The sequence below is a fragment of the Flammeovirga sp. OC4 genome, from assembly GCF_000812565.1.
Lineage (GTDB): Bacteria > Bacteroidota > Bacteroidia > Cytophagales > Flammeovirgaceae > Flammeovirga.
On the sequence record NZ_JTAM01000013.1, the window covers coordinates 51,310 to 64,174 of the forward strand.

General features: G+C 34.7%; 10 protein-coding genes. 3 read left to right on the top strand and 7 right to left on the bottom strand.

Annotated elements, in window-relative coordinates; all coding sequences use genetic code 11:
* Positions 1–81 precede the first annotated feature (81 nt).
* The gene (locus PL77_RS11420; protein ID WP_044205048.1) at positions 82–1,974 is read left to right on the top strand and encodes a hypothetical protein; all 1,893 of its coding nucleotides are present in this window, start codon (positions 82–84) and stop codon (positions 1,972–1,974) included.
* A gap of 87 nt (positions 1,975–2,061) precedes the next feature.
* On the opposite strand, the gene rsmH is transcribed toward PL77_RS11420, so the two are convergent.
* Together rsmH and PL77_RS30465 are read right to left on the bottom strand one after the other, a co-directional pair.
* Positions 2,062–2,985, bottom strand: coding sequence for a 16S rRNA (cytosine(1402)-N(4))-methyltransferase RsmH (gene rsmH, locus PL77_RS11425; protein WP_044205050.1), 924 nt, complete (start codon positions 2,983–2,985; stop codon positions 2,062–2,064).
* A gap of 6 nt (positions 2,986–2,991) precedes the next feature.
* Positions 2,992–5,304 carry a cache domain-containing protein gene (locus PL77_RS30465; protein WP_052444332.1) on the bottom strand — a complete coding sequence of 771 codons (2,313 nt, stop codon included), beginning with the start codon at positions 5,302–5,304 and terminating at the stop codon, positions 2,992–2,994.
* Positions 5,305–5,665: 361 nt separating this feature from the next.
* On the opposite strand from PL77_RS30465, the gene rimO reads away from it, so the two are divergent.
* Both rimO and PL77_RS11440 read left to right on the top strand, forming a co-directional pair.
* The gene (rimO, locus tag PL77_RS11435) at positions 5,666–6,985 is read left to right on the top strand and encodes a 30S ribosomal protein S12 methylthiotransferase RimO (RefSeq protein WP_044205052.1); all 1,320 of its coding nucleotides are present in this window, start codon (positions 5,666–5,668) and stop codon (positions 6,983–6,985) included.
* 188 nt (positions 6,986–7,173) lie between these two features.
* Entirely contained in the window at positions 7,174–8,046 is an 873-nt protein-coding gene (locus PL77_RS11440; RefSeq protein ID WP_044205055.1) for a hypothetical protein, read from the top strand.
* A 69-nt stretch (positions 8,047–8,115) separates the two neighbouring features.
* Here PL77_RS11440 and PL77_RS11445 read toward each other — a convergent pair whose 3' ends face one another.
* Genes PL77_RS11445 through PL77_RS30470 form a run of 5 tightly spaced genes read right to left on the bottom strand, consistent with a single transcriptional unit; the run spans position 8,116 to position 12,859 of the window.
* Positions 8,116–8,967 (bottom strand): STM4011 family radical SAM protein, encoded by an 852-nt coding sequence (locus PL77_RS11445; protein WP_044205058.1) that lies wholly within the window; start codon positions 8,965–8,967, stop codon positions 8,116–8,118.
* A complete protein-coding gene (locus PL77_RS11450) occupies positions 8,967–10,286 on the bottom strand; it encodes an STM4012 family radical SAM protein (protein ID WP_044205060.1) in 1,320 nt (439 codons plus the stop codon). Before PL77_RS11450 ends, PL77_RS11445 begins: the two co-directional genes overlap by 1 nt.
* The gene (locus PL77_RS11455; RefSeq protein WP_044205062.1) at positions 10,283–11,080 is read right to left on the bottom strand and encodes an STM4013/SEN3800 family hydrolase; all 798 of its coding nucleotides are present in this window, start codon (positions 11,078–11,080) and stop codon (positions 10,283–10,285) included. The genes PL77_RS11450 and PL77_RS11455 overlap by 4 nt, the downstream gene beginning before the upstream one ends.
* The gene (locus PL77_RS11460) at positions 11,077–11,733 is read right to left on the bottom strand and encodes an HAD family hydrolase (protein WP_044205065.1); all 657 of its coding nucleotides are present in this window, start codon (positions 11,731–11,733) and stop codon (positions 11,077–11,079) included. The genes PL77_RS11455 and PL77_RS11460 overlap by 4 nt, the downstream gene beginning before the upstream one ends.
* Positions 11,717–12,859 carry an STM4014 family protein gene (locus tag PL77_RS30470; protein ID WP_156152330.1) on the bottom strand — a complete coding sequence of 381 codons (1,143 nt, stop codon included), beginning with the start codon at positions 12,857–12,859 and terminating at the stop codon, positions 11,717–11,719. Before PL77_RS30470 ends, PL77_RS11460 begins: the two co-directional genes overlap by 17 nt.
* Between the last annotated feature and the right edge of the window lie 6 nt (positions 12,860–12,865).

A 12,865-nucleotide genomic window follows, 5' to 3' on the forward strand; every position in this document is an offset into this window, starting at 1 on the left:
AATATCGAGATAACCCTTTTGTTTTCAGATTGATCAATAAGTAGTTTACTGGAACTTACTCTCTAGTAAACTATTGTTGATATGAAATATACATTACTAATTATTGCCTTTTTGCTGGGTATTCACCCATCGTTTTCTCAGAAGAAAACAAATCAATCAATTACAGAATTTAATCAATTTTTTAAGACGAAAGATCGTAGAGTACGAACATTTCTTGAGGTCAATAAATTAACGAATCAAATTGAATTATCTATTTTTCCAAAAGATGCTTTTGATGACTTTTTTAAATATAGTGATGACGGAATTAGTATAGATGTTGTTCAAAAGAAACAGTATACTTGTGATGAACTTGATGTAGTTAAGCTAAGTAAAAGAGGAAGATATAGAGGGATTTTACTAAAGAAAGTTTACAGAGACTATTTAGTAAACGCAAGGAAAGTAGACAATCGGTCCAATAAGTATGTTATTTCATTAGGGGAATTACCCAAAAGATACGACCTCAAAGATATCGAATTAAACTATTTTATAATTAGAGGAGGTGTGGATTATTACTATAGAAGTACTTATCATATTCCGGGAAAAAAACTTCCGGCCTATGATTTACCTTTGATTTATTTTTCACCCCCAAAAAGCAACTCTATCCTTCATCAGTCAATCAATAAAGAAGAAATTGAATATACTTTACATTATAAGATAAATGAAACGAATTTTGATTCACTTGAATTTCAAAAGCTTTACAACTATCTCCATTTAAGCGATTACAAGATTACCTCTTTTTATATCAAAGCTTTTTCGTCAATTGACGGAGATAAGGAAAAGAATACAAGTTTATCGTATTTAAGAGCTCAAAACATCATCAATGAATTATCGCCTTTTATGACAAAAGGAGTTCAGTCAATAATTGAAACGGGTGAAAATTGGAAACAATTTTTTGAAGACATTGAGAAGACAGACGATAAGGGTTTGTTACTTAAAAGTAGAGATGCCATAAGACAAGAAATCAATAAGAATCCTGATCGATTTGAGCAACTGTTATCTCAACAACGGATAGCTACAATCAAGGTGCGATTAGAGAAATTAGTGTCGTATGAATCACTAGAGGAAGATCAAACTTATGAATTATTTGGGCAGTTAGTTTCCAAGGAAAACTATGAAGAAGCTTATTTATTGCAAAGTTTTATTATTGATAAGGTGAAAAATGGGATTTACTCTACAGAAAATTTAGAAGAAAAAGTTCAGTTACCTAAAGTGAAAGATAACATAATGCTTCATCAAAATTTTTTAGTGATGTATGATGATATTTCTACTTATTATTATAAAGATGAGTTAATTGATTCTTATCGGGAAATGCTTCAATTAGCCCCCGAAAATCCTACATTGATTTATAACCTAAGTGCTTTGTTGGCTAAATGTATATTTTATAAATGGGATAATAGGAGCATAAAAGAAGTAGAAGATAACATCACTTATTTAAAAGCTAGAAATTTTAATAAAATACTAGTAGATAAGTTGATCCTCAACCGATGGCTGATATTGAGTAGAGCAGCTTATAAAAAAGGGAACTTTAAGAAATCAGATCACTATAATCAGAAGGTCTATAGTTATTATAGAAATCTAGATTTTGATCAAGAAGACAAAGTAAGGCTCGCTCAGCATTTTGTGGAATATTCACTAAAAGATTGGGCAAAAGAAGTTTTGATGGATGGGATTTTGGCTGCAGATGTATCCGAAAAATTGCTATTCTATTATATCAATTTGACGATAATCGATGACGATCAAGTGGATAGAATGATTTACACTGATTTATTAAAAAAAGCGATTAAAATGAATAGACTAAGGTTCTGCGTATTATTTAATTCGTACAATGATCTCCAAGAAGGGATAACATTTCAGCTGTTAGATCATCCAAAATTGAAAAACTTATATTGTGAAGAGTGTTTCGATTATATTCAAGAACATGATGTTTTTAATTAGTTTCAAAATCGAAGAAACTAAAAAACCTTTCCCAATTATAAAAATTGAGGAAAGGTTTAAAATATCTTTTGGAAAAGAATAGAAAGCTTACTTTTGAGTCACTTCAGGAAGTTTAATCGCTACCCTCAATTTCGCACTTCTCGCTCTTCTATTTCTTGCAATTTCTTCTTCAGAAGCAGTAATTGGTTTACTTTTCAAAGGCTTCAATGGGCGTAAAAGGTTGCCATAAAAATCTTTGTTCATTTCACCTTCAAAATTACCTGTTTTGAAAAAGTTCTTCACCAAACGGTCTTCTAATGAATGGTACGACTCAATCACAAAATAACCGCCTTCTTCTAGAACTTCAGCACCTTGTTCAATCATTTCTTTCAAAGTCACTAACTCTTCGTTGACTTCAATTCTGATGGCTTGGAAAACCTGAGCGTAGAAACGATTTTCTTTCCCTCTTGGAGCCATAGGTTTTAAGGCATCCATAAGTTGTTGAGTAGTTTCAATTTCTCCCGCAGAACGAGCATGAATGATCAAACTAGCAGCTTTGTGTGGTTGGTTCAATTCACCATAAAGCTTGAACATTTTGCGAAGTTCAATTTCTTCATAATTATTGATCACCTCTTTGGCACTCAATACACCACTTTGTGCCATACGCATATCCAAGGGAGCGTCACCTCTAGTAGAGAAACCTCTTGAAGTTTCATCAATTTGATGTGATGAGATTCCAAGGTCACCTAAGATTCCAGCAACTTTTTTGATACCATTTAACCTCAAATATCTTTTTAAGTATCTAAAATTAGCAGCACAAAAAATCAGACGATCGTCATTGATTGCATCTGCATTTTTTTTAGCATCAGGATCTTGATCAAAAACCACTAATTTTCCCGTTGTCAAACGGCTTAATATTTCTTTTGTGTGTCCTCCGCCACCGAAAGTAACGTCAACATAAGTTTTGGTAGGGTCAATGTGTAAACCGTCTACACACTCTTGCAGCATTACTGGAACGTGATAATCACTCATATTTTTTTAGTACTCGTTTTTTAAATCGTCTTCACCCACTAGTGGAAGAATGATTGAAAACTCTGTGAAAGAGACTTCATCAGAGTCGTCGTTTTTATATTTTGAAGAAACCATAATTTCACCACCGTGTTTTTTTATGATTCCGTAGGAGATGGATAATCCAAGACCAGTACCTTCACCCACTTCTTTGGTGGTGAAGAAAGGATCAAAAATTTTATCAATAATAGCTTGAGGCATTCCTTCACCATTGTCTCTTACTTTTATATTGATATAATCATCTCCATCTGCATAAGACGTAGAAATTTTAATCTTACCAGTACGTTCTTCAACGGCTTGAATGGCATTGTTGATGACATTCATAAATACCTGATTCAATCGGCCTGGAAGACATTTTATTTCAGGAATATCACTTTGAAGTGCTACTTCCATTGAAATATCTTTTTTCTTTACCTTATTATTTAAAATTGTAATCGTAGATTGAATTCCTTCGTTGATATTGGCACTTTTGAAAGTGTCCTCATCCAACCTTGAGAAAGTTCTTAATCCCAAAACAATTTCTTTTGTTCGAAGTGCACCTTCTTCAATACCATTAATCAATTCTTTGATCTCTTCTTTAACGACATTGATTTCAATTTCGTCAGCCAATTCATTGATTTCATCCACTCTTTTTTGGAAAGCTTCTGTACTTTCAAAATCTTTAGTCAAGTCATTACAGCTATCTAAAAGTTTGATCAAATCATCAATGTCATCTTTCAAAGGTTGTACGTTCGAACTCACAAAGTTAATAGGGTTATTGATTTCATGAGCAATTCCGGCTGTTAACTGACCTAAAGAGGCCATTTTTTCTGAATTAATAAGCTGTACTTGGGCCGATTTAAGCTCTTGCATCGCTTCCTCCAACTTTTGATTGGTGTACAACAAACTTTCAGACTGTTGTCTTAATTCTTCTTCCGAAGTTTGAATTTCGTGATAAGCTTCAATAATTTTACGTCTGTCGCTTTCTCGGTCATCTAACATTTTATTGGCAAGTGTGGCCAGCTGATCAAATTCGGCATAAGCCAATCTGTCTTTATTGATCTTAACATGTTCTTTTGAAGCTTCATCGAAGAAAGTAGAAAACTCTTCAATATTATTTGTAATTCCAGTAGCGACTTTTCGGAGTCTCCACCACAAAATAGCAATCAAGAGCGTCGATAAAGATAAGATTCTAAAAAGTTCAGTCGTCAATTCGGTGATCAACATACTTCTTTTTGCAGCAATTTGATTGTCTAATTCATCTAAATAAACTCCAGCTCCAATGGTCCAGTCCCACTTTTCAAAATATATGATGTAAGAAAACTTTCTTTTGATTTCATCTGAATTAGGTTTTTTATAATCATAATAATAAAACCCGCCATTATTTTCAGTGTTGACTAAGATAGAGGGCAAATCCTTGAAGTAAGTCGTATCCCCATTTTCATCTGTGATAGGAAGACTGATATGATATTCGTTTGCAAGTGAGTCTGCATTATCATAATGTTCCCAGTTTATCAATAATGGAGTTCCTCTTTTATTCACAAAAAGATAACCATCCTTCCCAAACTTTATAGAGGACATACGTTCAAAGGCTTGTCTTTGCATATCTCGAGTCACATTGTCCATATATTCTCCAGTTCCAATAACTAACCCTAGAGGCTCAAAGTACCTTAGATAGGAAGTTTTAGGATATTGTTTGTTTCCATTTTGATCAGGTTTAATCCAATAATATTCGAAAAAGCCTTTTCCTTTCGTTTTGGCAATTTCCATTTCCTTTCGGATAAAATAATCTCCTCTTGCATCTTGGAGGTCCATGATAGGCTGTCCTTCTGATTCTGGAGAAGAAGCATTCATGACGGCATATCCATCAATATGATCAATAAAATAATAACCTCTATTGTAATTAAAGCGGATAGGTCGGAGTGAATCCTTGATGAGATTGACAATCTGCTTCTCGGAAAGTTTTCCTTTGTTTCTTTTGTAAATGTTGTCCACGATTTGGAAGGCCTCATCTACTCTGTTGATTAGGTTTTCTTTTAATCGCTTTTCAGTATTTCTTTCAAGGTATTCAATGTATTTAAAGGCATTCTTTACCTCATTAACAGTGACGTTTTTCTGTTTTTCAGTAAACTCTTGCTCAAGCTGATTTACATCTATTTTATAGTCACGAAGCTCTTTGATAGACCAAATCCCCACTAAAAATGTAATGGCAATGACAGATAGGGTCATAACAGGAATAAAAGTCGCTTCAGAAACTCTCTCTTTATTCTCTTTATGTATATTATTTTGCTCGAAGAGCTTCATACTTTTTCAATTAATATTAGAGAAGTCAGTGATAAAAAATGGAATTAATTTGGCACTAACTGTTTATATAGGTCTATCACACAAAAATATCTGTTTTTCTGATAATATTAATATATAAAGTATAGTTTAGACTAAAAAAATATTTCAATAATAGTTGCCGTTTTCAAGGATTATTTTGATTTCAAATTCTTAAGGTTATTAAATGAGTAACATCTCTTTAATTAAATAGGTTGTTATGCAAGTATTTATCTGATATTTTTGCAGAACTTATTTTTCTGATGATGAATTAAAACAAAGATATCTATTCATTGTTCTGTAAAAATAAAAATCTCATTAATAGGAACTTTAAAGAAGTAATCTCTTGAAAACCAAGACGCTTAAAGAAAATAAAGTCAACATCATTACACTCGGGTGTTCTAAGAATATTGTAGACTCAGAGGTAATTATGACTCAGTTAAAAGGCAATGGCATTGATGTAGTTCATGAAGCTGAAGATGATAAGTTCAATATCGTGTTAATTAACACATGTGGATTTATTGGACATGCCAAGACTGAATCTGTTGAAACGATTCTTCGTTATGCTGATGCAAAAAAGGAAGGGTTGGTAGATAAAGTATATGTATCGGGCTGTTTGTCTGAAAGATATAAAGAGGATTTAGTACAGGAAATCCCAGAAGTAGATGCTTTCTTTGGTACTCGTGAGGTGCCGAACTTATTGAGAGCTTTGAATGCGGATTATAAGAAAGAACTTCTTGGCGAACGTCTTTTGACAACCGATAAGCACTTTGGTTACTTAAAAATCGCAGAAGGTTGTGATAGACCATGTTCATTCTGTGCCATTCCATTGATGAGAGGTAAACACGTTTCAGTGCCTATCGAAGATTTGGTAAAGCAAGCGGAAGATATGGTAGCTAAAGGTGTGAAAGAACTTTTACTGATTGCTCAAGACTTGACTTACTATGGATTAGATATCTATAAGAAGAGAAGATTAGCAGACCTTTTACGAGCTTTATCTGATGTGGAAGGTTTAGAGTGGATTCGTTTGCACTATGCTTACCCAACAGGTTTTCCTATGGATGTGTTGGATGTTATGGTCGAGCGTGATAATATTGCTAACTACCTTGATATTCCTTTACAACATGGTTCAACAGCAATGTTGAAAAGAATGCGTAGAGGCACATCAAGAGAGAAGCAAGAAGAACTCATCAATGCGATTAGAGAAAAAGTACCAGGTATTGCTATTCGTACTACTTTGATTACAGGTCACCCCGGCGAGACGGAAGAAGAGTACAATGAGATGTATGATTTCGTAGAAAGAATGCAGTTCGAAAGAGTAGGGGTATTTACTTATTCACATGAAGAAGATACGCATGCTGGTGACGATATGGAAGACGATGTTCCTGAAGATGTAAAACAAGATCGTGCAGACGAGATTATGCAACTTCAAGAAGAAATTTCTGATGCATTAAACCAGAAGAAAGTAGGTAAAGTTTACAAAGTATTATTCGATAAGATCGAAGGTGGGTATTTTGTAGGTAGAACAGAATTTGATTCTCCTGAAGTAGATAACGAAGTTTTAGTACCTGTCACAGAAGAGAATCATGTTCGTTTAGGAGACTTTGCTAATGTGAAGATTACAAGTGCTGAACCGTTTGATTTATACGGTGAGGTTGTTAAATAAAAAGTTAAAAAATAGATACTGTCTGATATTTCATCTCTGATTATTAAAAAAGATTTGAAAAATTGAGTTGAAACTGTTAGAATAGTTGTATAAATATCGAAAGACGTGAAAAATCACTTTAAAGTAAATTTTTCACGTCTTTCGTTGTAAAGAAATGAACTTGTAAGATTTTTTAACATTAAAAATATATGAATACGATTTTAACACTATTAATCGTCTTAAATATATTTTCAGATCATAACGGAATCGGAAGAATCGCGGAAGCTAATAAACAAAAGTCCGCAGGTGAGGAAGCATTCATTGCAAAAGATTATAAAACTGCAATTGAAGCTTATACTATTCTACTGGACTCTATGAAAATTGAAGATGATGCGGCAATGCTTGATTTAGCACATTCTTATTTCCTTTCTGAAGATAAAGAGAATGCAACTAAACGCTATGCCAGCATCCAGAATTCAGCAAACAAAAAAATTGCTTCTATTGCAAACCAACAGTTAGGAGTACTTAAAGCTCAAGAACAAAAGCTGGAGGAGGCATTGGCCTTTTTGAAAGCAGCAATGAAGCATGATCCCCAAAATATGGGAGCAAGGTATGATTATGAGATGTTGTTGAAGCAAAAGAAAGAACAAGAGCAGCAGAATCAAGATAATAAGGATCAAAACGAAGACAATAAAGACAAGCAGGATCAAGATCAGAAAGATCAAGACCAAAAGGATCAAGATCAAGAAGGTCAGGATGAGAACCAAGATCAAAAAGATCAAGAGAAAGGTGATCAGAAAGACGATAAAGATCAGAAAGATTCTGAAAAAGGAGATCAAGAAGGTGATCAGAACGAAAACCAAGAGCAAGAAGGAGAACAGGGAGAGGAAACTGAAGAAGAGCGAAAAGAACGTGAAGAGGCAGAAGAGAAAGCCAACTTCAATAACCGTATGGAGGAAATCAAAATGCCTGCTTCTCAAGCTCAGATGATTTTGGATGCCTTAAAAAATAAGGAAGTACAATACTTCCAACAGCAAAAGAAAAAGTCGAAAAAACAGGATAGAAACAAACCAGACTGGTAGAATGTTTCTGCTGAAAATGATCAATAAAAAGAGACCGCAGTTCTAAAAATTGTGGTCTCTTTTTCTATTTTAGATTATTGGAATTCGTTCCAAAATTCCATCTCCATAAATTTTATCTTGTTCTAATTCTTGAAGATGAACATACCCAATATGACAACCACAAGTAGTGTTAGAACATAATTTTGGCTGTAATGCCTCTTCAAAATTATCATGGTAGATATTTCCAATTTGATCTTTGATAAAGTGGCAGGACGTCATGTTACCGTCACCGTCCACTGAAAAAGTAGTGGAGCCAGCACGGCAGAGTTTGCCTAGACTCTCATGCCGTTGATTATTCCAATCGAATAATGGGTCTACTTCAAGGATCCTATTCAAATGCTCTTGCTCATAATAATCAGCTTCTCTTTTGTAAGCATTTACCCATAAATACACGGAAGAAGGAAGCCTTTTTCTTAAATGAGTAATCACATCAAGATCTTCTTTTAAACCTACAGTCCCCACGCTAAACCTAATGTTTTTCTCGATCAATGAATGGCATTTTTCTAGAAATGCGTCTAAGGATAATTGGCTAGGATGATAGGTGGTCCATAGTGCAAAACTCTCTTTGTTAACTTCATCCATCCAATCGACACCACAAGATAAATTGGTTTGTATGGCGACTCTATAAACATTGTTCATGTGACTCAATGCTGTCATCGCTTGCTGATAGTATTTTCTGATTAATCCTTCACCCCAAGGTGTGAATAAAATACCGATCTTTTCATTTCTATGCTTTACCCAATTTTGAAACTGCATTAACTTTTGAGCATCAATCGCCAATTCTTCTCTTGTGTTTTTTGTTTTGGCAAAAGGGCAGTAGTGACAAGAATAATTACAGCTGGTCAAAGGTCCTCTGTAAAGAATATTCCAAGTTTTATGCATTATACTAAGTCAAATTGAGCAATAGATTCTTTTATGGAATGAGAGTACAACCAAGGGCCAATCACGTCTTCCAGTGTTCGTCCTTTTAGGTTGAGTTGGATGTATGATGTGCTGATGTCAATCAATTGGAGTTGGTGCATCTCTTCTATTTCAAGTTTGAAATCCTCCAATACAGAAGAATTAAAGTAGGCTTGATAAGAAGCAATGGGTAAACCTGTTCCTTCGCAGAAAGACTTAATGAAATACCTTCTTTTTTCTTCTTCTAGATCAAGTTGAATACCATAATTCACTTTTTTGAATTCCTCCTTAGAAGTATTGTTATAGTTCTCTATAATATGTTTAATGGAAGATCTGCCAACAGCATAATCGCTACTGTAATGCAGTGATTTGGTATAAGAGCGAGCTCCGACGCCTAATCCTAACATTGCATTTTCTTGTGGTAAATAACCGGGGTGAGCAAATGAAGGAGCGTTCTTTTTCTTGAATTGTCTCATTGTGATTTGCTCATAGCCATTGCTCATTAAGAAGTCCCTTGCCTGTAGGTACAACTTCATTCTGAAATCATCCCAAGCTCGTTCCTTTAATCCCAAACCTGTCAATGGTCTTATATACAAAGGGTAAAGAAAAACCTCTTCGGGTGAAATTTCTATCATTTGATCCAAGGTATATTGCCAACTTTCCGTCGTTTGATTTTCTGCTCCATAAATCAAATCCAAGTTGAGTAATGGAAATTGAGCTTCTTTCAGGTCTCTGATCGCTCTTCTCACTTCTTCCACTTTTTGGGGCCTTCCCATTGCTTTCACTTCCTCTTCAATAAAGCTTTGCACGCCCATACTTACCCGGACGAAGCCTTTTTCTTTAAGGAGTTGAATTTTATCAGCCGTGATGGTTTTAGGAGAAACTTCAATAGCGGAATTGACGACTTCAGTTTTTAATCCTAAAGAGGAATTCAGCGTTGATAAAACAGACTGTAATTCTTCTGCTGAAAGATAACTTGGGGTACCTCCTCCAAAAGCGAAATTGGCAAAATGAAGGTTTCCTAATTCCTCTTTAACGGCTTCAACCTGTCTTGTCAACGCATTAAGAAACTCGTTTTGAAGGTTGCCTTTTGGGTTGGCAATTGTAAATAGATTACAGAAGCCACATCTCATTTCACAAAAGGGAAGATGAAGATAGAGAAAAACATCACGCTTCTTTTCCTCGCTCCACACTTCTTGGAGTGATAATGTTTTTTTAAAGTTTCTATATGCCATTTTATGAGGGTAAGAGTAGGCATAAGAATGATAGTATGATTGGTTGATATATTCTTTTAAATTCATTTTTCATTCATTAAAAATTCAGCATAAGGGACATTCCAAACCACTTCATGGGCCAATCGATGTCCATTGTATCCGTCTTCTCCATAAGCAGTTCCGTGATCTCCCATCAATAAAAATAACGTTGGTCGTCCCTTGAAAGCATTCATCAAAATTTCCCATTGACTATCCACATACTCTAATGCTTTGGCATGTGTAGTGATCGAATCCTCTTTGGCTCCTTGTTGGTAGAAATAATTGGGTTGGTGTATGGCTGAAATATTGATAAACAGAAAAAGCCTGTTTTGTTGATTTTGCTGTACAATTTCCTCTGCTTTTTGAAACTGGTATTTTGTTGAAAAAGGAGAGGTGACACCTAGGCGATCTTCCCAGTGGCTTTCATCAAACATGGAAGGAAACACTTTGCTCAATGCAGACCTTCTGTTGAAAAAGCCCACTCCACCAATACACGCTGTATGATATCCTTTTGCTTTTAAACCATCAATAATTGTAGCTTGTTCAAAAGTGAAAGTATTGGTGTTGGTCGTTTCACTTCCCGCAAATTGAGTGGCAAACAACCGTTCTTGCTTTGGTTGATCAATGGGAGTGGGGAAAAAACCCGAAAAAATTGCATGATGAGAAGCATAAGTAAAACTCCCCGGTGCATGCCTTTTCTCCCATCCTGATTCTGGTAGATATTTTTGAAGTTGAGGTAATCGCTTTTCTTTAAAAAGTTGTTGGCTGACATCATACCTCAACGTGTCCAACGTGATCAAAACAATATCATAATCACCCACAATTTTATTCGCATTGATCATATATAATTGGCTATTTCTTGAATGTCATTGATTTGAATATCCGCAATTGATTCTTTTGTTTCAGTAGGGTTGAGGTGAATTGTTTTCCATCCCATTTGATGAGCACCTTTGATATCCTTGTCATAATCATCACCAATCATTACAATTTCATCAGGCGTATACCCATATTCCATTTGAATTAAATGAAAGAAAAGTGGATTAGGCTTTTCAAAACTATAATCTCCCGATATGAAAGTAGAAGTTGGAGGGAAGGCTTTAAATAATCCAGAGTTTACAATCTTTTTCTGTTGATTATGATTCCCTCCATTTGTTAGTAATACAAGGTGAAAATGTTCTTTTAATTCCGCTAAAAATTGAAGGATTGAAGTGTCTATTTTCTCCACAAAATCCCCAACGACATACTTCTTCTGAAACTCCTCAAATAATTTTTGATGAATGAACTTTGAAATAAGCCATTGATAAAAAGTATCTCTTGATCTGTACCCTTTATTATCATATTCAAGAATAGTGGCTTTATGTTCAGTCCATATATTAGGTTGATTGACAAACTCAAATGCTTTTTCCAAGTAAGTACTATAGGCTTTGTCTCTATCGATTAAAGTATTATCTAAATCGAAAACGAGACATTTAATATTTTTAGGTAAGGACTTCATCGAAAATGGATTTAATGATAAAAGCTTGTTCTTCATAGGTTGTTCTGCCTTCAGAATTGACAATTCTAGGCACTAAATCACCAAAAGCATTCACTTCAATAATTTTTACTTTATGACTGTTGGCTTGGACCATCAGGTCAACTCCTGTCACCATAGCACCTTGAAATGATCTGACCGCTTGTAACGCTGTCTTTTTAATTTCTTCCCACTTTTCATTTCCTAAATAATCGATCAATCCATTGAGGTCTCCTCTCTCATTGCCAAGGTGTAGATTGGTCATCGGTGAGGTGCTGGACCTCATCACTACATGTTCTACTTTTTGACCAATGACGACCAATCGCAAATCAAATACTTTATTGTTGAAAGTAGCTTTAGGTTCCCATTTTTCAACAATGAGGTGTTCTTTCGCCAATTGATTGATGATCAATTTAATTTTTGTAGCATCACGATAAGTACTAATGTTTAATGAGTTGTATAAAGCGGAAGATTTATCAATTTCAACAGACGTTTTTAATACTTCTCTACTTTTACTTCTTCTATAAGCCATTACTCCTGAAGAGGAAGAACCGTGTGCAAGCTTAATGAAAACTTGATGTTCTTTTGCTTGATTCATCATTTGATGTAGTTCTTCATAACTCCGAACCGTCCCTAAAAATTTTGTTTTAGCAACATGATGTTCCAAAAGAATTTGATGGGCGTTCTTCTTGTCAAACATCTGAAGAATAGCCGTAGGAGTATTCATAAACCTTACGTTTCCCTTCTTCATGACACAATTCTCCACAAACTTTAAAGCTTCTTTAAAACCTAAATAAGCTTGTCTAGAATATTGAATTCTACCTTTATCATTAGGAAGAATATCAATTTCTTCTTTAGAGATTTGATGAAATTCTTCTTTTTTTATGCTTTCACTTCCCCATTTCAATAATCCTTTAAAGACATCGAAATTCTCACCAAAGGAATCAATTTTTATGATGTCGTTCTCTTCAACAAGTTCTTCAAAAGAATGAGGCGTGGATAGAAGATCTATCCACGCTATTGTTTGGTAGTTTAATTGATAAGAGTGTAGTGCTTCTTGCATCATCTGAAGCCTACGGTTCTCAGGATTGCCTATAAGTATTACTTTCAAAACTGG